The organism is Caulobacter sp. GW821-FHT11A05 (assembly GCF_058809015.1).
On sequence record NZ_JBXASF010000001.1, the window covers coordinates 491,698 to 515,563 of the forward strand.

Here is a 23,866-nt window from a genome sequence, read left to right on the forward strand (position 1 = left end):
GGTCTCCGCCGCTTTTTCTTTGCCCGGTTGCAGGCTTAACCTGTCTGAAAGCGCGATGGTGCAGGATCACACTCCAAGCTTGCAGGTCCCCAGGATCTGAGGCCCCACGAGACCGACCCGACATGGACCGCCTTGACCGCCTGATCGATCGCCATGCGCCGCTGTTCCTGGACGCGGACGTGGCGGCGGCCAGTCGGGCTTTCGAGGACCAGCCGGACGCCCAGGTCCTGGCCGTGGTCGACGCCGACAGCCGCCCGGTCGGCCTGCTGCGCCGCCAGGCCTTCGAGGCCGCCGCCCTGTCCGGGACGGCCCCGCTGGCCTCGGTCATGGACCTCGCCCCGCTCGTCGTCGACGGCGGGCTGCATCCTTCACAGTTCCGCGACGAGATGCTGGCCGAGAACCGCCAGGCGCTCAGCGGGGGCTTCATCGTCACCGAGGGCGGCCTCTATCTCGGCGTCGGCACGGCGGTGAACCTGCTGGCGGCGCGCGGCGACCGCTCGCGGGCCATGCGCGACGCCACCATCGCCACCACCCAGGTGCTGGCCGCCGAAATCCTGCGCCAGCTGGACGACGCCAAGACCTTCGTTGACGCCCTGATCCGCCAGCCGCTGCCGGCCGACAGCAAGAGCTGCGCCCAGGCCCTGGCCGACAGTTTCGGCGACCTGCACCGGCTGATGTACCGGGCCCGCGCCATCCAGGCGACCGAGGCCGGCCTCGCCACCCTCACGCCCCGCCCGACCCTGCTGCGCGAAGTGATCGACTCGCTGGAGGCCCGCTGGGCCGCCCGCGCCGTCACCGCCGGCGTCACCCTGCTCACCGCCTATGACGGCGCGCCCGAACTGGCCGCCGAGCTCGACGCCGATCGTCTGGCCGACCTGCTGGACGGCCTGGTCGAACGCGGCCTGTCGGCCACCCGCCGCGGCGCCGTCGAGGTCACCCTCAGCGCCCGCCCGGCCCTCGAAGGCCTGGCGCTCGAGGCGCGGGTCCGCGACGCCGGCGAGACGCTCGACCCGGCTCGCCTGGCCCGCATCTTCCAGGCCATCGACGGCGAGGCGCCGCTGGCCGTCGGCTTTGGCATGGCCTATGCCGCCAGCCTGGCCGGGGCCATGAACGGCCTGATCCGGGCTGAGGCCAATGCCGGGTCCGGGGCCACGGTGGTCTTCAGCCTGCTGGCCCCCGAGGCCGTGGAAGAGGTCGCGCCGCCGGCCGCCGGCATGATCGCGGCCAGCGCCGCCCACATCCTGATCGTCGATGACAACGCCACCAACCGCATGGTCGCCGAGGCCCTGTGCGAGATGTTCGACTGCACCAGCGAACAGGCCGTCGACGGGGTCGAGGCCGTCGAGATGGCCACCATCGGCCACTACGATCTGATCCTGATGGACATCAAGATGCCGCGCATGGACGGCGTCGCCGCCACCCGCGCCATCCGCGCCTTGCCCGGCCCGGCCGGTGTCGTGCCGATCGTCGCCCTGACCGCCAACGCCGACCCCTCCGACGTGCGCGACTACATCGCCGCCGGCATGAACGACGTCGTCGAAAAGCCGATCAAGGCCGAACGCCTGCTGACCGTCTTCGACAAGGTGCTGAACGGCGACCGCGAGGCCGCCGCCCAGCAGAACTCGGCCGCGGCCTAAACACCTGAAATTCGAAGAGAATCCCTGGTAGCTGGGGGCGGGATCGAACCGCCGACCTGTGGGTTATGAATCCACCGCTCTAACCATCTGAGCTACCCAGCCATAGAGGCGTGAGCTTCAGGGAGGCGGCCTTATAGTGGCGATGAAACGGCTCTTCAAGCGTCTTAGACGGCCTGCGGCGCTGGGCTGACAGGCGCCCTCCAAAAGTTTGCGTACCTGGGCGCAACGGAGGTTCCGTTTGGCGGCGTCGCGCTCTAGGGTCGCGCCCGATGAGCGTGCTGCATCTTCTGGGATCCGGTGGCGAGGGCGGGGCGGAGCTCTACTTCGTCGACCTGGTCAGCGCCCTGCGCGCCGGCGGCCCCGACCAGGCCGCGGCCATCCGCAAGAACCCCGGCCGCGAGAAGGCCCTGGCCGCCGCCGGCGTGGCCGCCCGCACCTTCACCTTCGGCGGCCCGATCGACTTTCTGACCCGCCCCGGCGTCTCGGCCATGGCCAAGGACGTCCATGCCAAGCTTCTGGTCGCCTGGATGAACCGCGCCGCCCGTCATACACCCAGGGGCCCGTGGGCCCGGGTCGGGCGGCTGGGCGGCTATTACAAGCTCAAGAACTACCGCGACTTCGACCACCTGGTCGGCAACACCCAGGACATCGTCGACTGGGTCGTCGCCCAGGGCTGGCCGGCCGACAAGGTGCGCTACATCCCCAACTTCGCCGCCGCGCCCGACGAGGTCACCCCCGTCGACCGCGCCAGCCTCGACACGCCCGAGGGCGTGCCGCTGCTGCTGGGCATGGGCCGGTTGCACACCGCCAAGGCGCATGACGTCTCGCTGAAGGCGCTCAAGGCCCTGCCAGACGCCCACCTGTGGATCGCCGGCGTTGGGCCGCTGGAGGAGCAGCTGAAGGCCCTGGCGGTGTCGCTGGGCGTGCTCGACCGGGTGCGGTTCCTCGGCTGGCGGGGCGACGCCTCGGCCCTCTACCGCACCGCCGACGTCTGCCTGTTCCCCTCGCGCTACGAGCCGCTGGGCAATGTGGTCATCCAGGCCTGGGCCCACGGCCTGCCCGTCGTCGCCGCCGAGAGCCAGGGGCCCAAGGCCCTGATCCGCGACGGCCAGGACGGCCTGCTGGTCCCCATCGACGACGAGGCCGCCCTGGCCGAGCGCGCCGCCGCCCTGCTGGCCGACCCGATGCAGCGCATCCGCCTGATCCAGAACGGCCACGCCCGGGTCGAGGCCGAGTTCAGCCTGGGCGCCGTCCGCGACCAGTGGAACGCCCTCTTCGCCCAGTTCGGGGCTGGCTGATGTGCGGCATCGCCGGGGTGCTGGCTGACGATGTCGGAGAGGGGGCCGCCGGCAAGGCCGCGCCGCTGATCCGGCGGATCGCCCACCGCGGCCCCAACGGCATCCGCACCGAGGACGGCCCCGGCTGGTCGATCGGCCACGCCCGCCTGTCGATCATCGACCTGGAGGGCGGCTGGCAGCCGCTGCACGCCGCCGGCTCGACGATCATCGGCAATGGCGAGATCTACAACTACCTGGAGCTGGCCGAGGAGTTCCAGCTCAAGGGCAGGCTGGCCACCGGCTCGGACTTCGAACCCCTGCTGCACATCTACGCCCAGGAAGGCAAGAAGGCCTTCGACAGGTTGCGCGGCATGTACGCCTTCTGCCTGATCGGCGGCGACGGCCGCACCTGGCTGGTGCGCGACCCGTTCGGTATCAAGCCGCTCTATGTGCGCGAGAACCTCGACGGCCTGCAGTTCGCTTCCGAGCCGAGGGTGTTCGGCGGCCCGGCCAATCCGGCGATGGTCGGCGACCAGCTGCTGGCGCTGAACTACAGCGTCGAGCGCCAGACCGCCTTCGACCGGGTCCGCCGCCTGCTCCCGGGGCAGCGGGTGACGGTCTCCGGCGGCGAGATCACCGGCGGCGCGGCGCCGGCCGGCCCGATCCCCCATTTCAACCGGACTCTCGGCGACGAGGCCGAACTGCTCGCCCGCCTCGACGCGGTGCTGGAGGACAGCGTCAAGGTCCACCAGCGTTCCGACGTCCCTTACGGCCTCTTCTTGTCCGGCGGCATCGACAGCGCCACGATCGCCACCCTGATGAGCCGTCTGAACGAGCGGCCGGTCGTGGCCTACACCTGCGGCTTCGACGCACCCGAGGCCCGCGACGAGCGTGGCGCGGCCGAGCGGGTGGCCAGGGACTTGAACCTCGACTGGCGTGAGACAACTTTCGACGAGGCGGACTTCTGGCGGATCGCCCCCAAGGCCGCCTGGGCCCTGGACGACCCGACCGCCGACTACGCCATCCTGCCGACCTTCAAACTGGCCGAGGCGGCCCGCAAGGACCTGACCGTGGTGTTGAGCGGCGAGGGCGGCGACGAGCTGTTCGGCGGCTATGGCCGCTATCGCCGGGCCCTGCGCCCGCAATGGCTGGGCGGCCGGCCAGCCGACCCTCAGGTCGACGCGCCCTTTCTCAAGGACGGCGGGACCGGAGCCTTGGCCTGCTGGCGCGAGGAAGCCTACTCCGTGTCGTCGCCGGCCAACCTGACGCCGCTGCAGCGGGCCCAGTGGAACGACATCGTCACCTGGCTGCCCAGCGACCTGCTGCTCAAGCTCGACCGCTGCCTGATGGCCAACGGCCTGGAGGGCCGCACGCCCTTCCTCGACAAGGAGGTGGCCGGTTTCGCCTTCAACCTGCCCGATCGCATGAAGGTGCGCGGCAGGTACGGCAAATGGCTGCTGCGCAAATGGCTGGAGCGGCACTGCCCGGCCGCCGACCCCTGGGGCAAAAAGAAGGGCTTCACCGTCCCCGTCGCCGCCTGGATCGCGCCGCGCGCCGGCGACCTCGGCCCGCGCATCGCCGCCGTCAAGGCCGTGGCCGAGAGCTGCGACGTGGAGGCCGTGCGGGCAGTGTTCCGCGACGACGACAAGGCGGCCAACCGCTGGCCTCTGCTGTTCTTCGCCCTATGGTCGCTGATCCACGCCGAGGGGGCGGAACCGGCCGCCGCCCTGGCCTCTTTGCTCGGTGAACCCTGACGGAGCTTTCCATGCGCAGCTTGAGCCTCATCGCCGCCGCCGCTGTCCTCGCCGCCTGTGGCGGCCAGCCGAGCGGGGCCCAGACGCCCGCCCCGGCCCCTGGAAAGTCCGGCGGCTCGCTGGAGACCCGCCCGGCCAACGCTCCCTACAAGCCCGCCTTCCCCGGCCAGACCCGCGCCCCACTGAAGAGCGCCGGCGTCGCCTTCAACCTGGTGACGGTGGCGCAGGGCCTCGACAAGCCCTGGGGCCTGGCCTTCCTGCCGGACGGTCGCATGCTGGTCACCGAACGCAGCGGCGCCCTGCGCGTCGTCACCGCGGACGGCAAGCTGTCGGCCCCGGTCGCCGGCCTGCCAAAGGTCGACGCCCGGGGGCAGGGCGGCCTGCTCGATGTCGCCGTGCATGATGGCTGGGTCTACTGGAGCTTCTCCGAACCGCGCGAAGGCGGCAACGGCACGGCGGTGGCGCGCGGCAAGCTGGTCGGCGAGGCGCTGACCGACGTCGCCATCCTCTGGCGCATGACCCCGACCTACAACGGCGACAAACACTTCGGCTCCAGGCTGGCCTTCTCCCCCGACGGCTTCCTGTTCATCACCACCGGCGAGCGCTCGGACCTGGCCGGCCGCATGCAGGCCCAGAAGCTGGACGCTGCCTTCGGCAAGGTGATCCGCCTCTATCCGGACGGCGTCATCCCCAAGGACAACCCCTTCACCTCGGTGGTCGGCGCCCTGCCGCAGATCTGGTCCTACGGCCACCGCAACATCCAGTCGGCGGCCTTCAACCCGACGACCGGCCAGCTGTGGACCGTCGAGCACGGCCCGCGCGGCGGCGACGAGGTCAACATTCCGCAGGCCGGCAAGGACTACGGCTGGCCGACCATCGGCTATGGCCTGGAATACAGCGGCCAGCCGGTCGGCGAGGGCATCACCCGGAAGGACGGCATGGAACAGCCGGTCTACTACTGGGACCCGGTCATCGCGCCCTCGGGCATGGCCTTCTACGACGGCGCCCTGTTCCCGGCCTGGCGGGGCAGCCTGTTCATCGGCGGCTTGAAGGATCGCGACCTCGTCCGCCTGACCCTCGACGGCGACAAGGTGGTCGGCGAGGAGCGGCTGCTGACCGACCTCAAGCAGCGCATCCGCGACGTGCGCGTCGGCCCGGACGGTGCGGTCTATGTGCTGACCGACGGCGGGTCCTTGCTGAAGCTGATGCCGAAAGCCTGACCTTCACCCTTCCCCCTTCTAGGGGTAGGGCAATCGCATATGACCGCGACGGGATGCTTGTGAGTTCGCCTCTGGTCTCCCTTCTCCCCTCGTGGGAGAAGGTGGCCCGAAGGGCCGGATGAGGGGGCTCCCCGCCCTCCGACACAGCCTGTCGCCGCCGCCTCAGCGCAGCTTGAAGACCTATCGACCCCTCATCCGGCGCTTCGGGCCACCTTCTCCCACAAGGGGAGAAGGGACCTCTCACGGCGGCTGACCCCGTCTTGGCCAGCTGCTTTCATATGCGATTGCCCTGCCTCAGGGGGAAGGGAGCGCTTGGCGGCCTACGTAGGCGGATGAAGCCTGACCGCCACCTCTTCGCCAATCGCCAATGAACTGGTCAGGCCCGGGCTCTCGATCCCGAACAGCGCCACCAGCCCCTCGATCCCGTGCGTCTCCGCCCCGCGGATCTGGAAGTCCGGCTGCGGCTCGCCCGGCCCGTGCAGCTTGGGGCGGATGCCGGCGTAGTCGGGGGCCAGGTCCTCCACGGGCAGGTCCGGCCAGAACTTGCGGATATAGGCGGCGAACTCGGCGGCCTTGGCCGGATCGACGCTGTAGTCCTCGGCGCCCACGAACTGCAGGTCGGGCCCGAACACCGCCTGGCCGCCCAGGTCCTTGCGGTAATGGGTGCCCAGCGCCCCGGGGATCGGCGGCGGATAGATCAGCCGCTCGAACGGCGCCTTGGCCGCCAGCCGGAAATAGACGCCCTTGCCGAAGTGGCCGGGCGGAATCTGCTCGGCCGGAAAGCCGTCGATATGGCCCGCCACCCCCTGCGCAGACAGACCGGGCGCGGTGACCAGGAAACGACAGGTAAGATCGGTCGCCTCGACCCCGCCGGCCCGCACGGTGAAGCCGCCGCCTGGCAGGGGGCTGGCCCCCTCGAACGGGGTGGAAGCGACCACCGCCCCGCCCGCCGCCTCGATCTCCCCCTGCAGGGCCAGCATGTAGCCGTGGCTGTCGAACACCCCCGACTGCGGCGACAGCAGCGCCGCCTCGCATTTGAGGCCCGGCTCCAGGGCCCGCGCCTGCTGGCCGGTCAACCGTTCCATGCCCTCGACATCGTTGGCCATCGCCTGGTCCCAGATGGCGCCCAGCCGCGCCACCTCCTCCGGAGTCGTGGCCACCACCAGCTTGCCGCAGCGGCGATAGTCGACGTGATGCAGGTCGAGGAAGGCATACAGCATCCGCCGCCCCTGGACGCACAGCCGCGCCTTCAGCGAACCGCTCGGATAGTAGAGCCCGCCGTGGATCACCTCGCTGTTGCGCGAGGAGACCCCCTGGCCGATGGCGGCCTCCTTCTCCAGCACGGCGACCACCAGCCCGCGCTTGGCAAGCGCATAGCCGCAGGCGAGGCCGACGGCGCCCGCGCCGACCACCACGGCGTCAAAATCAAATTGGCTCATCAGCCGATTGGTAGCCGGCGGTGGGGCTGGCGGCTAGCAGCAGGCTGCGGAAAAGGCCCGGCATCATCTACCCCATACCGATCATGCTCGCGAAGGCGAGCATCCAAGCGAGATCGGCGCATCCAGAGCCGTTCACGGGCTTGGCGCCCAGCGCCCCCGATCTTCCGGGATCCGGCCGTCGTCGAATGGATGCTCGCCTTCGCGAGCATGATCGGTGAGTGAGGAGATCGGAAGCGCCGGACAATCGGCCGCATCCCATGCCGCCAATCCTGAACCGTTCCTTTACGACGATGGGCCATCCTGCAGGCGGGCTACGAGGGCGCGGGCCGGGGATTCCGGCGCCCAACAGATGCGGAAGTTGCGTATGCGGCGTTTCCCATTTCCCCGCTTTTCAAGCCGGCGATTGCCCGACGAGGTCTTCGTCGAACTGGTCGACCTGCTGTACGCCGCCATCGCCTCGCTGTTGATCATGGCCGTGTCGATCGCCGCCATCGGCGGGCTGATCGCCATCCGCACCGGCGATCCCGTCCTGGCCGGCCTGGTCGGCGCCGGCGTCGTCGTGGCGCTCGGCCGCATCGTCGTCTCCCTCGCCTACCGCCGCCGCGCCCGCGACCGCAGCCCCAGCCGGGCCATGGCCACCGCCTGGGAGCGGCGCTACGGGGCCTGGAGCCTGCTGTTCGCCGTGATCCTCGGCGCCTTCAACGCCCGCGCCGTGCTGGCCGGTGACTTCCTCGACCACATGCTGGTGACCGGCCTGATCTTCGGCTACGGCTCGGGCCTGGTCTCGCGCCAGTCGGTGCGGCCGCTGATCGGCGCCGCCAGCCTGCTGCTGTCCACCCTCCCGACGGCCGGCGCCCTGGCCATCCAGGCCATGGACGGCGACCTCGACCATCGCCTGGCCTATGCCGCCCAGGCCCTGCTGGTCGCCGCCTTCACGGCCGGCGGCCTGCAGACCCTGATCGGCGCCTACCGCACCACCACCGGCCAGATTCTGACCAAGCGCAACTTCGCCGACCTGGCGAGGCAGGACGCCCTCACCGGCCTGCCCAACCGGCTGCAGCTGCGCGAGCGGTTCGACGAAGAGATCCTCGGCCTGGGCGCCGGCGGCAAGCTGCTGGCCCTGCATTTTCTCGATCTCGACCAGTTCAAGCCGGTCAACGACCGCTACGGCCACCCGGTCGGCGACGCCCTGCTCAAGGCGGTGGCCGGCCGCCTGACCCACATGCTGCGGGCCACCGACACGGCGGCCCGCCTGGGCGGCGACGAGTTCGTCATCATCCAGACCGGCATCGCCCACCCCGACGAGGCCCGCATGCTGGCCATGCGCATCCTGCGCACCCTGAGCGCCCCCTACCGCATCGACAGCCACGAACTGCGCATCGGCGTCAGCATCGGCATCGCCCTGGCCCCGCAGGACGGCGTCGACCTGGACGCCCTGGCGGCGCGGGCGGACACGGCGCTGTACCAGGCCAAGAGCAGCGGCCGCGGGACGATCGCCTTCTGGAGCGAGCTGCGGGAGGCGGGGCCGGTGGTGGTTGCGGCCTGAGCAAGCCTCGTCGCGATGGCTGCCTACCTTGTCGGATTAGTGCACAGTCAGCGGAAGTCCCAACGTCGCAGCTTGGGCCAAGGGACAGGTTGGTGCTCCGACGATGGGTCCGGAAGAGGAAATTGCTGAGGCGGCAAGCGCGCTCAAGCTCCCGGCCGGGAACTCCCCAAAGTTCGCAAACCGGCAGGCTGTCCTAGCCAGTCACGCTGATTTCGTTCGGGCCTGCCACGGCACCTGGAAGCACTGGCATGAGCTGGCCATCAAGCGGCTGCTCTTCCATGAGGGCTTTCTGATGCGCGAGAAGACGCATCCTATCGGCCCGCAGGTCAAGGATTTCGCCGAGTACAACCGAGCCGTCTGGCGGCGCGTGAACGATGCGATTGTTTGGTCGATCCACGGAGCGGAGCGGCACAAGGTCAAGCGCCTTTGTCTCTATCGGTCCAGGCACAATCTTCTGGAATGCAATCCGGACTCGGTGAGGGCGACCCTGAGAGAACTCAATGCCGACCCCATGGCGCTCGCGCTATGGAACGACGCCACCTCCTGCGTCGATATTGGCGACATTACGCTGATCCGAGATGGCCGCCGCCCCGTTCCCGAGTTTATCGAACTGAAAGAGGGCGCGCTGAACGCGGAGATTGCCGAAATACTGGAGCAGAACCCGCAAGAGCGGGAAGCGGCGAGGGCTGGGCTGCGGGAGCGCTACGGCGACAAGGCCGTCAGGCAGCTGGAACGGGTGCAAAGGCAGAAGGAGACGGCCGAACAGGCCCTCCATCTTTTGAGGGAGGAGCGAGGGACCGACCCCGTTACCGGTCATGAAATTCGAGTCGTCGAAACGAATGTAGCGCTTCAACATTATGATGATCCCCTGCGCGACTTGCTGGATCGAGCGGGAAGGAAGGAAACTGGCGACTTCGAGTGTATCGACGGCTGCCTGTGGATCTACACGGCCGCGAGAGGCCGCAAGGGCACGCCTCTAACAGTCCAGAATTTCGACGAACTGCTGGCGCAGAGGTCTGGCTGGTACGGAGCGGCGAAGGGGCGGTTGGCGAGACTGGACGCGGACAAGATTTCGAGCCTGAGCGGCGGGGTGCACCGCCCCATGGCAAAGCCATTGTTCCTGAGGGACCTGGACCCAAGTCAGATCGCATCGGTCACCTATGGGGCGCTCCACGACAATGTCTTGCTGTATCTGGATTGGGATCGGTTCGGGGCGCTCATCGCCAAGGCGGGCGGCGAACTCCGATGGGGTAGCAAGAAAGACGCTGGAAGAGCCCGAGCGATGCACCCAAGGTTACGTCCTTCCCTGGTCCGGGGGCGGCTTCCTTTAATCCACGCCAACGGGACAAGGCGGTTCGTGATGGACCCCAATCTCGTTGAGATGTTCTACGATGGCGTAACTCCCTGGACGATGGCGCAGAGACTGGTGGAAGCGCTGGAAGCTTCGCCGACAAGTTGACGGACCCGATCCGTCCCCGCCTTGCCGCGACGAATGCGGAGCCGGTTGCCTTACCCCAACAACCGCGCCATCTCACCGCTTCCATCCAGCAGTGTCACCGCTTTGCGGTCGAACGACACAAACGTCTCTGCCCCCAGCCACGCCCCCTCGTAGGCGATGACTCCGTCGGCAAAGTCTCCACCCGCGTCCAGCAGCGCCAGTCCCGCCTCGGCCGCCGGCCGATCCACGATCACGTTGTCCGCCGCCATCAGCCGGCGAAGCGCCTCGGCGATGTCTGCGGCCCCAAAGCCGTAGCCCCTCGACAGCACCCAGACCAGTTCACAGAGGGCCGGCGACGTCAGGGCGACCAGTTCGGCGCCCGCCAGTTCGGCCTTGGCGACAGGGCTTTGTCGGGGGTCGTCGCCGGTTACGGCCCGAACCAGGACGTTGGTATCTGCGGTTATCTTCACCTACGGCCGGCCCAGCCGTCGGCGATGACCTCATTCATCTGCTCGATAGTCAGCGACGGGCCGCCTTCGCGCTTGAGAAAATCGAAGGCGTCCGAAATCTTGCCCGTGGCGCGGGCAGCCCGCACCTCGAGCCGGCCACCGGGCAGCATGTCCAGGGTAATCTTCTCGCCCGGCTCGACACCGAGATGCTTGAGCAGATCCTTGCGGAGGGTGACCTGACCCTTGGCCGTAACGGTAAGCGTGCTCATCGGACAACCTTCCTCAACGCCCACAATGTAAGGCAAAATCCCCTTACATTCAAGACACCGCCGCCCCCTCACACCCGCACCATCATCCACACCACCGCCCCCAACGCCCCGACCGCCGCCGTCGAGGGCGGCGCGTTGGACGCGGCGGCGGGTTTCGGGGTCGGGGTCGTTCAGGGCCGACATGGCGCGCTCCAATGTTCCTGAAATGTTCTCATTTGTGGTGACGGAGTCAAGCGGCCGGTGATCACGGCCCGAGCATACCCTGGATTCAAAAATCCATTTCGGCGGCGTCGAGGGGCCGCGTCGCCCTGACAAACGCGGTTGGTCGCGGCGCAGACAAACAAGCCCACTTTCGGCAACCCTCGACCAACCTGCCGACCAACGCCCCAGCCCACTTTCGAGCACGTCCGACCCACCGGAAAACCCACGCGGGTCGGGGTTTCAGCCCTCCAGCGGAGCCGGCGAACGCATCGCCCGGATTTTTGGTTGGTTTCCCGCTGCCCAGCCCGGCGCGGTATAATGGTCGGCCGCTTCGATAAGCCGACAAGGAGCCGCGCCTCGCGCCCGCCCGCCTCACGCCACCGCCGCCTCCGGCTCGCCGTCCTCGGCGATGCGGGCGATCTCGGCGATCAGCGCCCCCGGCGAGATCGGCTTGGCGACCACGCCGTTGCAGCCGCAGGTCCGATAGGCGGCCAGCTGGGCCGGCATGACGTTGGCGGTGGTGGCGACGATGGGAGTGTGGCAGCGCGGCGCCGCCATGGCGCGGATGCGGCGGGTGGCTTCCATGCCGTCCATCACCGGCATCTGGATGTCCATGAAGATCAGGTCGAAGTGGCCGCGCTCGACCGCCTCCACCCCCTGGGCCCCGTCCTCGGCCGTCTCGACCACCGCGCCCAGCTGGCCGAGCAGGCCCGTGGCCACCAGGCGATTGGTCGGGTTGTCCTCGACGACCAGCACCCGCAGGCCCTCCAGCCAGCGGTCCTCGGTCGCCGCCTCGCCGGCCGCCGCTTCGACCGGCGCGCTGACCTGACCGGCCGGGACGGAGGTTTCAGCGCTGGCCGGGGCGGCCACCTCCAGCCAGAAGGTCGAGCCGACGCCCAGCGCGCTGCGGAAACCGACCGAGCCGTCCATCAGCTGGGCCAGGTGGCGGGTGATGGTCAGGCCCAGGCCCCCGCCGCCGAACTTGCGGGTGGCGCTGTTGTCGACCTGGCGGAAGTGTTCGAACAGCTCGGCCTGGGCGTGGGCGGCGATGCCGACGCCGGTGTCGGCCACCTCCAGGCAGAGCCGCTGGTCCTGGCCCTCGCCGACGGCGCTGAGCCGGACCCGCACATGCCCGGCCTGGGTGAACTTCACGGCGTTGCCGACCAGATGCAGGAACATCTGGCGCAGCCGCCCGGGGTCGACCGTCGCCGGCCGCACGCCAGGGGAGATGTTGACCTCCAACGACACCCCCTTGGCCTCGGCCTGGGGCCGCAAGAGGTCGATGACCATGGCCAGCTGGGCCGGGGCCTCCACCGCCTCGCGGGCCAGCACCAGCCGGCCGGACTCCAGGTCGGCGTAGTCGATGATGTCGTTGAGGAGGGCCGAGAGATTGACCCCGGCGCTCAGCGCCTCGGCGATCAGCTGGGTTCGCCTCTCGGCCGAGGGCTCGGCCTTCAACAGGTGCAGCACCCCCAGCACGCCGTTCATCGGGGTGCGGATCTCGTGGCTCATGTTGGCCAGGAACTGGCTCTTGGCGTCGGTCGCCGCCCGGGCCGCCTGCTGGTCGCGCAGGGCGGCGTCGCGGGCCTGGACCAGTTCGGTGACGTCCTGGGCGATGCCGAGCATCTCCCAGCGGCCGGAGGCGGACGGCTTCAGGCCCTGCCAGGCGACCCGCAGGTGGGCCCAGCCGGTGCCGGACCGCACCCGGTATTCGTGGTGGTGCGCCTCGCCGGTCTCGACCGAGCGGCGCCAGGCGGCGTCGAGGGCGGTCACGTCCTGGCGGTGGACGGTCTGGCGCACATGGTCGCCGTCGACCTGCTTGTCGGCCTTGGACTGGCCGAGCGGCCGACTGAAGTCGGGATTGATCTCGTAGCGGTCGGTGTCCGGGTCATAGCGCCAGACGGTCACCCCGGCCGAGCTGCGCAGCATCTGGGCGGTGCGCCGGGCCTGTTTGGCGTCGGCCTCGCGCTGCCGCTCGGCGGTCAGGTCGCGGATGATGACCAGAATCCAGTCCTGCTCGCCGCGCACCACATGGCTACGCACCCACAGCCAGTCGCCGGCCTTGGTCGACAGCCGGTGCTCGGCCTCGGCCCGCTCGCCCAGCGCCAGGGCGGCGACGGCGGCGCGGCCGGCCTCCATGTCCTCGGGGTGGACGAAGGACCAGAAGGGCCTGCCGAAGGTGTCGGCCGGGGTCCAGCCGGTCAGCCGGCGCCAGGTGGCGTTGGCGCTGTAGACGTGGTCGCCCTGGATGGTGACGAAGGTGTCCAGGCTGTTCTCGAAGAACCAGCCCATGGCCATCAGCGCGCCGGTCGGCACCGTTGTTTTCGTCGGGTCCTTGCCCATGAGCCCACTCCGGGGAACTCCCTGGAATGAGCCTAAAACGGGGAGAGTAAACCAATCGTCTGCGACCAGCGGTCGCAGGCGATTTAGCCCACCTGGCCCCGGTGGCGCAGGAAGGCGTCGGCCAGGACGCAGGCGGTCATGGCCTCGACCACCGGCGGGGCGCGCACCCCGACGCAGGGGTCGTGGCGGCCCTTGGTGCGCAGCTCGATCTCCTCGCCGGCCTCGTTGAGGGTGCGGCGCGGGGTGAGGATGGAGCTGGTCGGCTTGAAGGCGACGCGGGCGATGACCGGCTGGCCGGTGCTGATGCCGCCCAGGATGCCGCCGGCGTGGTTGCTGAGGAAGGTCGGCCCATCGTTGCCGGCCCGCATCTCGTCGGCGTTCTCCTCGCCGGTCAGGGCGGCGGCGGCGAAGCCGGCCCCGATCTCGACGCCCTTGGCGGCGTTGATCGACATCAGGGCGGCGGCCAGCTCGGCGTCGATCTTGCCGTAGATCGGCGCGCCCCAGCCGGCCGGAACGCCCTCGGCCTCGACCTCGACGACGGCTCCGATCGAGGAGCCGGCCTTGCGGATGCTGTCGAGGTAGCCGTCCCATTTGGCGGCCGTGGCGGCGTCGGGGCAGAAGAAGGGGTTGTTGGCCGTCTCGGCCCAGTCCCAGGCGGCCCGGTCGACGGCGTGCGGCCCGACCTGCACCAGGGCGGCGCGGACGCTGACCCCGGGGATGACCTTGCGGGCGATGGCCCCGGCGGCGACGCGGGCGGCGGTCTCGCGGGCGCTGGAGCGGCCGCCGCCGCGATAGTCGCGCCGGCCGTACTTGGCGATGTAGGTGAAGTCGGCGTGGCCGGGGCGGAAGGCCTGGGCGATCTCGCCATAGTCCTTGGACCGCTGGTCCTCGTTCTCGATCATCAGGGAGATCGGCGTGCCGGTGGTGAAGCCCTCGAAGACGCCCGACAGGATGCGGACGGTGTCGCTCTCCCGGCGCTGGGTGACGTGCTTGCTGGTCCCGGGCTTGCGCTTGTCGAGGAAGGCCTGGATGTCGGCCTCGGTCAGCTCGATGCCGGGCGGACAGCCGTCGACCACGCAGCCGAGGGCCGGGCCGTGGCTTTCGCCCCAGGTGGTGACGCGGAACAGATGGCCGAAGGTGTTGTGCGACATCGTGCTGGCGTCTTACCGCAAACGACCAAGCCTACAAGGCCGGGGCAGGGGCCCAGGCGGCCTGAAAGGCCTTGAGGCGGCTGCGGGCCCCGCTTTCGGGCGGCGGCGGCGGGGCCTTGAGGGTGACGATCAGGTCGCCGGCGGCGTGCGGACCCCGAGCCGGCAGGCCCTGGCCGGTCAGGCGGACCAGGCCTCGGGCGATGTCGCGCCGGCCGATCCAGATCTCCCGGGGACCACCGGGGGTGGCGACCGGCAGGCGGCCGCCGGACAGGTGCGGCAGCTCGGCGCTGAGCCACAGGTCGTCGCCGCGCAGGGTCAGGCCGTCGCCGCCCTTGACGGTGACGGTCAGCACGGCCTCGCCGGCCCGGACCTTGTCGCCGGGGCGCAGGCCGGCCGGCAGCTCCACCGCCAGGCGGCGTCCGTCGGCCAGGCGGGCGAAGGCGCGGCCGCCCGAGGCGGCGAGGGCGGGGCTGATCTCAAGGGTGTCGAGGGCCGGTGCGGTCGAGACGGGGAGGGGGACATGGACAGGTGCGGCGGCCGGCGCGGCCTTGAGCAGGCCATAGGCCTCGACGACCTCGCGCAGCCTGGCCGCGTCGCCGCCGGGGCGGTCGGGGTGGGCGGCCTTGACGGCCTGGCGGAAGGCGGCGCGCAGGCCCGCCTCGTCGACGCTGCCGCGCACGCCCAGCACCGCCCGCGCCCGGCGGGGGTCCATCGTCCTTGCCGCCACCATCATGGCCCCTTTTTTCGTTGGGCTCACCCTGGCCTGCACAGAGTCAATTCCGGGTTAAGCGTGGCGGCGCGCGGGGGGCGGCGCTACATAGCCTCCATGGCCGACGACACCCTGATCCCCGCCTCGCCCAGCGAAGACGACTACGTCACCCAGGTGACCGCCGCCGCCCCGCTGCCGCTGCTGCCCGAGGCCGATCCGATCGTCCTGTTCGAGGCCTGGCTGAAGGCGGCGGTGGAGTCCGAGGCCAACGACGCCAACGCCATGACCCTGGCCACCGTCGACGAGACCGGCCTGCCCGACGCCCGCATGGTGCTGCTCAAGGGGGTGGACGCCGCCGGCTTCACCTTCTTCACCAACCTGGAAAGCGCCAAGGGCCGCGAACTGGCCGCCAACCCAAAGGCCGCCCTGCTGTTCCACTGGAAGTCCCTGCGCCGCCAGGTGCGGATTCGCGGGACCGTCGCACAGGTTTCAGAGGCGGAAGCCGACGCCTACCACGCCACCCGGGCCCGCCACAGCCAGCTGGGGGCCTGGGCCTCGGACCAGTCGCGGCCGCTGCCCGATCGATTTGCCCTGGAGAAAAGGGTCGCCGAGATGGGCCTGCGCTTCGGGCTCGGCAAGGTCCCGCGGCCGCCGCACTGGTCGGGCTTCCGGCTGACGCCGCTGAGCATCGAGTTCTGGCGCGACCGGCCGTTCCGGTTGCACGAGCGGCTGGTCTTCGTGCGGTCCGGCGAGGGCTGGAGCACCTCGCGGCTCTACCCCTAGACTCCGTACCGGGCCAGGAACGTCTCGACCGCGTCGGCGCAGAAATCTTCCAGGGGGCGCTGGGGCATGGCCTCGTCGCCGGCCACCAGGCCGAACACCAGGGTGACGTGCTCGATCATGCCCAGCAGCTGGCCGGCCGCCCAAGAGGGCTTGTCGACCTTCAAGAGGCCTTCCTCGGCCAGCTTGCCGATCAGGGTGATGGCGCTGCCGCCGAACTGGTGGCGGGAACGGCTACGGAAATGGTCGGCCAGGTTGGCGAACCGCCGGCGCTCACCGGTCACCAGCCGGAACACCGCCCGCGACAGGGGATCGGCGTAGAACCGGCCATAGGCCATGGCGAAGGCCATCAGCCGCTCCCGAGCCCCGCCAGCGAAGTCGAGGGTCTGCTCGATGTCCTCGGCCAGGATGGCGACGGCTTCCTCGACCACCGCCACGAACAGGTCGCCCTTGCTGGGGAAGTGGGCGTACAGGGTCGCGGTCGAGACGCTGGCCTCGCGGGCCACCACTTCCATGCCGGCCCCGGCGTAGCCTTCCCGCAGGAAGACCGCCTGGCCCGCGTTGAGGATGTCGCGGCGTTTGCGCGCGCTGCGCGTGCCGTCCCCCCGGTCCCCCATGCGCCCTCTAACTGGATGCTGATTTTTTCCCTCGTAGGGGGAATTCCCATATCCCGCAAGGGATCGGCGAGGCGACGCCGGCGCGGAGCCTGTGATATGCAGCGGTCATGAGCCAACCGACGCCCGAAGAAGTCCAGCAGGAAGCCGAGATCGCCGCCTGGCTGGGAGCCCGCGCCGACCGCATCATCGAGACCAGCTGCGCGCGGGTCTATCTGACCGGCGAGCTGGCCCTGAAGGTCAAGAAGCCGGTGAATTTCGGCTTCCTCAACTACGAGACCGCCGCCCTGCGTCACTGGGCGCTGGAGCGCGAACTGGCCTTCAACCGCGCCGCCGCGCCGGACATCTACCGGCGGGTCGGAGCCATCACCCGGACCGCCGGCGGCGGCCTGGAGCTGGATGGCTCGGGCGAGCGAGTGGAATCGGTGCTGGAGATGCGCCGCTTCGACGAGACCGCCGTGCTGGCCGAGCAGCCCTACGCCGTCGATGGCGAGCTCAGCGACCAGCTGGGCCGGGCCATCGCCCGTTTCCACGCCGAGGCGCCGGTGACCCGCGACGCCGAGCCGGCCGGCGGCATGAGCTACACCATCCGCTCCAACGCGGCCCTGATGAAGGACCTGATTCCCAAGCTGGGCAAGGAACCGGTCGAGGCGCTGATCGCGGCGACGGACGCCGAGCGGGCGCGTCTAGAGACCTTGTTGGCCGAACGGCTGGAAGAGGGCTGGGTCCGCCGCTGCCATGGCGACCTGCACTTGGGCAACATCCTGCTCGAGGACGGCCGGCCGATCCTCTTCGACTGCATCGAGTTCAACGACACCCTGTCGGAGATCGACGTCCTCTACGACGTCGCCTTCCTGCTGATGGACCTCGACTTCCGCCGCCGCCGCGACGCCGCCGTGCGGGTGCTGTCGGCCTGGCTGGACGAGGGCGCGCGTCTGCTGCCCAGCGGACTGTGGAGCGGGCTGGAAGCCCTGCCGCTGGCCCTGTCGGTGCGGGCCGGCGTGCGCTGCCACGTCCAGGCCCACGGCGGTGACGTCGACGCGTCCAGGGCCTATCTGGCCGCGGCGATCGCCCATCTCGAACCGGTCAAACCGGTGCTGGCGGCGGTCGGCGGCCTGTCGGGTTCGGGCAAGTCGACCTTCGCCCGCATCGCCGCGCCGGGCCTGGGCGCCTCGCCCGGCGCCGTCATCCTGCGCAGCGACGAGATCCGCAAGCGGCTGTGGGGCGCCGCCCCGCTCGACCGCCTGCCGCCGGAGGCCTACGCCCCGGGCGTCAGCCCCCGGGTCTACAGCCAGCTGTTCGAGGACGCCGGCAAGGCCCTGGCCGCCGGCCGCGCCGTCATCCTCGACGCCGTCTTCATGAAGCCGGAGGAACGCGCCGCCGCCGCCGATCTCGCCCGCAAGGCCGGCGTCCCCTTCGAGGGCCTCTGGCTGGAGGCCCCGGCCGGCCTGCTGCACGACCGCATCGCCGGCCGGACGGGCGACGCCTCCGACGCCACGGGCGAGGTGCTCGACATGCAGCTGAGCCGCGACCTTGGCGAGATGACCTGGCGGCGGGTCGACAGCGATGGCGATTTCGAACCGGCGGCCGAGGCGCTGGTGACGGTGCTGAGCCGCTAGCCGGGAGCCGCCCACCCCCAATTTCGCGGGACGGATTGTCGCAGCCGCGGCGGTCGCGAGAAGGGATTTGTTAAGCGTTTCTACACCGGCGAAGCGGCGTTCTCCGAACATGCTAGAGAACGCCATGTCGGCCGGGGACGTCCCGACGAAAATGTCCCGCTGGATCGCGCGCCTGCGCGTCGCTGGCCTGGTGGCGGCGGTCGCGGCGACCTCATTTCTCCTGACTGTGCTGATGCTGCTGATCCCCCGCGAGTTCGGCAACATCGAGCCGATCTGGGTGGTCAACGCCGTCACCCTGGCCGTCCTGCTGATGGTCGACACCCGCCGATGGCCGATGCTGTTGATCGCCGCGATGGGCGGCAACATCGCGGGCAGCCTGGTCATGCGGGACGGCGTCTGGCCAGCCCTGGCGCTGGGCGCCTGCAACGCCCTGGAGATCTCGACCTGCGCGATCGTGCTGCGGCGTTGGTGCGGCCGCCATGTCGACTTCGCCCACTGGCCGCACCTGAGGGTGCTGCTGCTGGTCGCGCCGGCCGCCTCGGTGACGGCGGCCTTGCTGGCCTCGCTGGCCCTGAACGCCTTTGGTCTACGAAGTTTCCTGGCAAATTTCGCCGTCTGGGCCTCGGCGGACGCCCTGGGCCTGCTGATCCTGACACCGGCTCTGCTGGCCTTGGGCGCGGCCAGGGTCGACTTCGCGGAGCGGCCATTCACCCTCCGGGGCCTGCTGGCGCTGGCCGCCTTCGTGGCCGTCACCGCCCTGGTCTTCGCGCAGGGCCGCTACCCGCTGCTGTTTCTGATCCCGCCGGCCTTGATCCTGGTGACCCGCGAGCTGGAACGGCCGGGCACGGCGCTGGCCCTGCTGCTGCTGGCCGGGACGGCGACCGGCATGACCCTGGCCGGCGAGGGACCCCTTCAACTGGCTGGCGTCAGCCAGACCGAAAGGATCATGGTGCTGCAGGCCCTGCTGGCGGTCTGCACCTTCCTCGGCCTGGCGGTCGCGGCCCAGCACGTGGACCGTCGCCGGCTGCAGACGTCCTTGCTGGCCGCCCTGGCCGACGCCCGCGAACAGGCCCGTCGCGCCGGCATGGCCGAGCAGGTTGCGCGGGTCGGTTACTGGCGGCTGGACACCATCACCAACCGCATCTTCTGGTCCGACCAGATGTTCCTGATGTTCGGCCTCCCGGTCGGTCCGGAGCCCGACCTTGAGGCGGCGATGCGCATGGTCCACCCCGACGACAAGACGGTGGCGGACGGCCGCCTGGCCACCGCCCTGGCGACGGGCCGCGGCTGGGAGGGCGGGATCACCCGGCTTGTCCAGCCCAACGGCGACTTCCGCTATGTGGCCGGCTCGGCGGTGAGCGAGCGGGGAGCGGACGGCCAGGTCACCGCCCTGTTCGGGACCATGATGGACATCACCGACCAGACCGTCGCCGAGATGGCCCTGGCCAGGAGTGAAGCCCACTACCGCCAACTGGCCGACAACACCGCCGACACCATTGCCTGCTTCAGCCGTGACCATCGGTTCCTCTACCTCTCGCCGTCCGTCGAGCGCCTGAGTGGCCACACCGTCGCCGAGCTGATCGGATCCGACGCCGCCGCCGACATCCACCCCGACGACGTGGCCATGGTCGAGACGGCGCATGGCGACCTGTTCGCGGGCCGGCTGCCGGACGGCGTGACCCTGCAATACCGCGTACGGCACAAGGACGGCCGCTGGCTGTGGGTCGAGAGCCGCCGCACCCTGGCCCGTGACGAGCGTGGAGAGCCGCACGAAGTCATCGGCGTGAAACGCGACATCTCCGTCCGCAAGGCCCTGGAAGCCGAACTGGTCGAGGCCCGGGCCGTGGCCGAGGCGGCGGCGACGGCCAAGGCCGACTTCCTCGCCAACATGAGCCACGAACTGCGCACGCCGCTGACCAGCATCCTGGGCTTTACCCGCCTGGCCGCGGCGCAGTCAGACGTCGGCGCCCTGGCCCGGGGCTATATCGAGCGGGTGACCGATGCCGGCGAGGCCCTGCTGGCGGTGGTCAATGACATCCTCGACTTCTCCAAGCTGGAGGCCGGCCAGGTCGCTATCCGCCCCCGACCGATCTCGCCGGCCAAGCTGGCGCGGGGGACCCTGGAACTGTTCGCGCCGCAGGCCGGCGCCAAGGACATCTTCCTGGCCCTCGACTGCGACCTGGCGGACGATGTGGTCGTGCTCGCCGACCCCGACCGGCTGCGCCAGGTGTTGCTGAACCTGGTCAGCAACGCCGTGAAGTTCACCGACCAGGGCGGGGCGACTCTGCGGCTGCGGCTGGAGGCCGGGCGACTGTGCGTCGAGGTGGCCGACACCGGCGCCGGCATTCCGCCCGATCGCCTGGCCCTGTTATTCCGCCGCTTCTCGCAAGTCGACGCCTCCAGCACCCGGGCGGCTTCCGGCACGGGTCTGGGCCTGGCGATCTGCAAGGGGCTGATCGAGGCTATGGACGGCGAGATCGGCGTCGAGAACGAGCCCGGTAAAGGCAGTCGCTTCTGGTTCAACCTGCCGGTGGAGTTGGCCGAGGCCGTCGAACCGACCATGGCGGAGGCGGAGCAGGCCGAAGCTGCGCCGGGCCTGCGCGTCCTGGTCGCCGACGACCATCCGGCCAACCGCGAACTGGTCCAGCTGTTCCTGCGGGGAATCGGCGCCGAGGTGACCACCGCCTGCGACGGCGTCGAGGCGGTCGCGCAGGCTGACGAACATCCCTTCGACGTGATTTTGCTCGACGTCCGCATGCCCCGCCTCGCTGGCCCCGACGCTCTTCGGCAGATGCGCGAGGGCGGTCGCCTGAACGAGACGACGCCGGTGCTGGCCTTCACCGCCGATGCCGACGCCGACATGGTCGTCAGCCTCACGCAGGCAGGGTTCGACGGCGTGGTTGCAAAGCCCGTTGAGCCGGCGAACCTGATCACATCCCTGCTTGCGGCCGCCACGGTGACGGAGATCTCGGGCGTCGTTGAGGAGCCCGTCTAGCAAGCCTCTCGTTCGATCGGCCGGCCGGCGCCCTGTGGACCGCAATGGTTTCGTGCAACGAATGCGCGTGTATTTCTCGGAAGAACACGCTTAGGCTGGGCGTCCGCAGTCCGAGGGGCGGTCTCATGTCACAAGGTTCAGAAGGGTCTCGCGACGCCGTCGAGACGATGCGCCGGCTCGAGGGCATCGTCGCGTCGGCGATGGACGGGATCATCACGATCAACGACGCTCAGCTCATCGTCCTTTTCAACCCGGCCGCCGAGCGGATGTTCGGCCTTTCCGCCTCTGAGGCGCTGGGCCAGCACATCACCCGCTTCATTCCCGAGCGCTACCGGTCCGAGCACGCCGCCCATATCCACCGCTTCACCGAGACCGGCGTGACGACGCGCCAGATGGGCTCGCTGGGGGCCATCAACGGGCTGCGCGCCGATGGCGAGGAGTTCCCCATCGAGGCCTCGATCTCGCAGATCGAGGTCGGGGGCGAGCGGCTGGCGACGGTGATCCTGCGCGACATCACCGAACGCAAGGCGGCCGAGGACGCGCTGCTCGAAAGCCGCCGGCGCATGGAGGGCATCGTCGAGTCGGCCATGGACGCCCTGATCACTGTCGATGAGCAGCAGAGGATCATGCTGTTCAACCCGGCGGCCGAGCGGATGTTCGGGGTCGATGCGGCCGATGTGATCGGCGAGCCGATCGAGCGCTTCATTCCCCGGCGGTTCCGCGCCGGCCACGCCGAACATATCCGCCGCTTCAAGGAGACCGGCGTCACCAATCGCAAGATGGGCGCCCTGGGGGCCATCAGCGGCCTGCGGGCCAACGGCGAGGAGTTCCCCCTTGAGGCCTCGATCTCTCAGATCGAGGTCGGCGGCGCCAACCTGGCGACGGTGATCCTGCGCGACATCACCGACCGCAAGGCCAACGAGGAGGCGCTCCACCTGCTGGCGCGGGAGGTGGACCATCGGGCCAAGAACGTGCTGGCCGTGGTCCAGGCCCTGGTCTCCCTGACCCGGGCCGAGAGCAAGGAGGACTTCATCGCCGCCGTGCGCGGCCGGGTCTCGGCCCTCGGCCGGGCCCATTCCCTGCTGGCCCAGAACCGTTGGGAAGGGGCGATCCTCAGCCAGATCATCACCGACGAGACGGCGCCCTACCAGCGACCCGGCCAGATCGAGATCATCGGCCCCGCCATCGTGCTCGGGCCCAACTTCGTGCAGCCGGTCAGCCTGCTGATCCATGAACTGGCGACCAACGCCGTCAAGCACGGGGCCCTGTCGGCCGAACACGGCCGGGTCGAGGTCGAGCTGGTGGTGCTGGACAACCAGGACCTGGAGCTGCGCTGGACCGAGCTGGGCGGGCCGCCCATCGTCGCGCCCTCATCGAAGGGCTTCGGCTCGACCCTGGTGCGGGAGGTGGCGACGCGGCAGCTGGGCGGGGCGCTGGAGATGGACTGGGCGTCGTCGGGCCTGCGTCTGGTCGCCACCCTGCCGGAGGCGGTCTATCGCCTGGAGGTCGCCGCCACCCCGCCGGCCGCCGCCGAGGTCCTGGCCGAACCCTGCCCGCAGACCGTCGGCGGCCGGGTGCTGGTCGTCGAGGACGAGACCCTGATCGCCCTGGAGCTCTGCGCCGACCTGGCCACCCTCGGCTGGGAGATTCTCGGGCCGGCCGGCACCATCGAGGAAGCCTCCTGGCTGCTGTCGGAGAACCCGCTTCCCGACGCCGCCATCCTGGACGTCAACCTCGGCGGCATCCTGGTCTATCCCCTGGCCGAACATCTGCGGTCGCAGGGCGTGCCGCTGGTGTTCTGCACTGGCTACGAAAAGCTCGACCGGCGCTATACCGACTGCCCGATCGTCCGCAAACCGGTCAACATCCGGCAGCTGGCCGACGAACTCCACCGAATCCGCGAGGCCGCCTGACCGCCGGCGCGAGGTTGACGGCGCGGCGGTTGGCGGCGAGTCTACGGCGGGGCTTGAGAACACGGGATATCCATGCAGACGAAGCGGTCGCGCCGCATGGTGCTCTGCGGACTGGCGGCCGGCGGCGCATCCCTGGCGGTCGGCTCGGCGTTCGCGGCCGAAGCGGCCCCCAGCGGCGGACGGGCCGGGGTCGAGCTGGTCCTGACCGGATCGGTCTGCCGGGTCGTCTCTCTCGACCCCTACGGACCGGCCGCCCGGGCTGGCCTGCGGCCCGGCGACAGGGTGACCGCATGGTCGGGCGGCCCGCTCACCGGCCTGCCGACGGCGCTGCAGGGTCCGCCCGGCGAGCAGATCGAGCTGACCGTCGACCGGGCCGGCGTGCGCCGGACCGTTCGGCTGGTCCTGGAGGACGGTAACCTTACCTTTCCCCCGTAGGAGGCGCCCGTTTGCCTAACCCGGCGGCGCCCTTTAGCCTGCAAGCCAACAGGGTTCACCAGGACAGGGAAGAAGAC

18 protein-coding genes and 1 tRNA gene are annotated in these 23,866 nt (G+C 70.1%); 11 read left to right on the top strand and 8 right to left on the bottom strand.

The annotated features are described in order from the left end of the window. Positions 1-122 precede the first annotated feature (122 nt). Complete coding sequence (locus AC1RSK_RS02230) at positions 123-1,637, top strand: response regulator (RefSeq protein ID WP_492905125.1); 1,515 nt, start codon at positions 123-125, stop codon at positions 1,635-1,637. 25 nt (positions 1,638-1,662) lie between these two features. Here the strand turns inward: AC1RSK_RS02230 and AC1RSK_RS02235 are convergent. After that, a tRNA-Met gene (locus AC1RSK_RS02235) sits at positions 1,663-1,739 on the bottom strand. Between the two features lie 167 nt (positions 1,740-1,906). On the opposite strand from AC1RSK_RS02235, the gene AC1RSK_RS02240 reads away from it, so the two are divergent. The 3 genes from AC1RSK_RS02240 to AC1RSK_RS02250 are packed head-to-tail and all read left to right on the top strand — an operon-like array spanning position 1,907 to position 5,888. Beyond that, the gene (locus AC1RSK_RS02240) at positions 1,907-2,935 is read left to right on the top strand and encodes a glycosyltransferase (RefSeq protein WP_492905127.1); all 1,029 of its coding nucleotides are present in this window, start codon (positions 1,907-1,909) and stop codon (positions 2,933-2,935) included. Next, complete coding sequence (asnB, locus tag AC1RSK_RS02245; RefSeq protein WP_492905128.1) at positions 2,935-4,668, top strand: asparagine synthase (glutamine-hydrolyzing); 1,734 nt, start codon at positions 2,935-2,937, stop codon at positions 4,666-4,668. Before AC1RSK_RS02240 ends, asnB begins: the two co-directional genes overlap by 1 nt. A gap of 11 nt (positions 4,669-4,679) precedes the next feature. After that, positions 4,680-5,888, top strand: coding sequence for a PQQ-dependent sugar dehydrogenase (locus AC1RSK_RS02250; protein WP_492905130.1), 1,209 nt, complete (start codon positions 4,680-4,682; stop codon positions 5,886-5,888). 320 nt (positions 5,889-6,208) lie between these two features. Here AC1RSK_RS02250 and AC1RSK_RS02255 read toward each other — a convergent pair whose 3' ends face one another. Beyond that, positions 6,209-7,327 carry an NAD(P)/FAD-dependent oxidoreductase gene (locus AC1RSK_RS02255; protein ID WP_492905132.1) on the bottom strand — a complete coding sequence of 373 codons (1,119 nt, stop codon included), beginning with the start codon at positions 7,325-7,327 and terminating at the stop codon, positions 6,209-6,211. Positions 7,328-7,730: 403 nt separating this feature from the next. Between AC1RSK_RS02255 and AC1RSK_RS02260 the strand changes: the two genes are divergently transcribed. Together AC1RSK_RS02260 and AC1RSK_RS02265 are read left to right on the top strand one after the other, a co-directional pair. Continuing rightward, positions 7,731-8,873 carry a diguanylate cyclase domain-containing protein gene (locus AC1RSK_RS02260; protein WP_492905134.1) on the top strand — a complete coding sequence of 381 codons (1,143 nt, stop codon included), beginning with the start codon at positions 7,731-7,733 and terminating at the stop codon, positions 8,871-8,873. A gap of 103 nt (positions 8,874-8,976) precedes the next feature. Next, the gene (locus AC1RSK_RS02265) at positions 8,977-10,332 is read left to right on the top strand and encodes a hypothetical protein (RefSeq protein WP_492905136.1); all 1,356 of its coding nucleotides are present in this window, start codon (positions 8,977-8,979) and stop codon (positions 10,330-10,332) included. Positions 10,333-10,382: 50 nt separating this feature from the next. Here the strand turns inward: AC1RSK_RS02265 and AC1RSK_RS02270 are convergent, their stop codons facing one another. From AC1RSK_RS02270 to AC1RSK_RS02290, 5 genes are all read right to left on the bottom strand, one after another. Then, positions 10,383-10,781 carry a type II toxin-antitoxin system VapC family toxin gene (locus AC1RSK_RS02270; RefSeq protein ID WP_492905138.1) on the bottom strand — a complete coding sequence of 133 codons (399 nt, stop codon included), beginning with the start codon at positions 10,779-10,781 and terminating at the stop codon, positions 10,383-10,385. After that, a complete protein-coding gene (locus tag AC1RSK_RS02275; RefSeq protein ID WP_492905140.1) occupies positions 10,778-11,029 on the bottom strand; it encodes an AbrB/MazE/SpoVT family DNA-binding domain-containing protein in 252 nt (83 codons plus the stop codon). The genes AC1RSK_RS02270 and AC1RSK_RS02275 overlap by 4 nt, the downstream gene beginning before the upstream one ends. 573 nt (positions 11,030-11,602) lie before the next feature. Continuing rightward, complete coding sequence (locus tag AC1RSK_RS02280) at positions 11,603-13,573, bottom strand: PAS domain-containing hybrid sensor histidine kinase/response regulator (protein WP_492905141.1); 1,971 nt, start codon at positions 13,571-13,573, stop codon at positions 11,603-11,605. An 83-nt stretch (positions 13,574-13,656) separates the two neighbouring features. Beyond that, positions 13,657-14,724 carry a chorismate synthase gene (gene aroC / locus AC1RSK_RS02285; protein WP_492905143.1) on the bottom strand — a complete coding sequence of 356 codons (1,068 nt, stop codon included), beginning with the start codon at positions 14,722-14,724 and terminating at the stop codon, positions 13,657-13,659. A 31-nt stretch (positions 14,725-14,755) separates the two neighbouring features. Further along, a complete protein-coding gene (locus AC1RSK_RS02290) occupies positions 14,756-15,436 on the bottom strand; it encodes a molecular chaperone DnaJ (protein ID WP_492905144.1) in 681 nt (226 codons plus the stop codon). A 114-nt stretch (positions 15,437-15,550) separates the two neighbouring features. Between AC1RSK_RS02290 and pdxH the strand changes: the two genes are divergently transcribed. Beyond that, positions 15,551-16,216: a pyridoxamine 5'-phosphate oxidase gene (gene pdxH, locus AC1RSK_RS02295; protein WP_492905146.1), complete on the top strand. Its 666-nt coding sequence runs from the start codon at positions 15,551-15,553 to the stop codon at positions 16,214-16,216. Here pdxH and AC1RSK_RS02300 read toward each other — a convergent pair. Next, positions 16,213-16,830 carry a TetR/AcrR family transcriptional regulator gene (locus AC1RSK_RS02300; RefSeq protein WP_492905148.1) on the bottom strand — a complete coding sequence of 206 codons (618 nt, stop codon included), beginning with the start codon at positions 16,828-16,830 and terminating at the stop codon, positions 16,213-16,215. The genes pdxH and AC1RSK_RS02300 overlap by 4 nt on opposite strands. Positions 16,831-16,937: 107 nt before the next feature. On the opposite strand from AC1RSK_RS02300, the gene AC1RSK_RS02305 reads away from it, so the two are divergent. The 4 genes from AC1RSK_RS02305 to AC1RSK_RS02320 all read left to right on the top strand — a co-directional run bounded on the left by AC1RSK_RS02305 (position 16,938) and on the right by AC1RSK_RS02320 (position 23,789). Next, positions 16,938-18,446, top strand: a complete 1,509-nt coding sequence (locus AC1RSK_RS02305; RefSeq protein WP_492905150.1) for a bifunctional aminoglycoside phosphotransferase/ATP-binding protein — start codon at positions 16,938-16,940, stop codon at positions 18,444-18,446. Between the two features lie 151 nt (positions 18,447-18,597). Continuing rightward, entirely contained in the window at positions 18,598-21,441 is a 2,844-nt protein-coding gene (locus tag AC1RSK_RS02310; RefSeq protein ID WP_492905152.1) for an ATP-binding protein, read from the top strand. A gap of 125 nt (positions 21,442-21,566) precedes the next feature. Further along, complete coding sequence (locus tag AC1RSK_RS02315; RefSeq protein ID WP_492905154.1) at positions 21,567-23,354, top strand: PAS domain S-box protein; 1,788 nt, start codon at positions 21,567-21,569, stop codon at positions 23,352-23,354. A gap of 72 nt (positions 23,355-23,426) precedes the next feature. After that, positions 23,427-23,789 (top strand): PDZ domain-containing protein, encoded by a 363-nt coding sequence (locus tag AC1RSK_RS02320; protein ID WP_492905156.1) that lies wholly within the window; start codon positions 23,427-23,429, stop codon positions 23,787-23,789. The last annotated feature ends 77 nt before the right edge of the window (positions 23,790-23,866 follow it).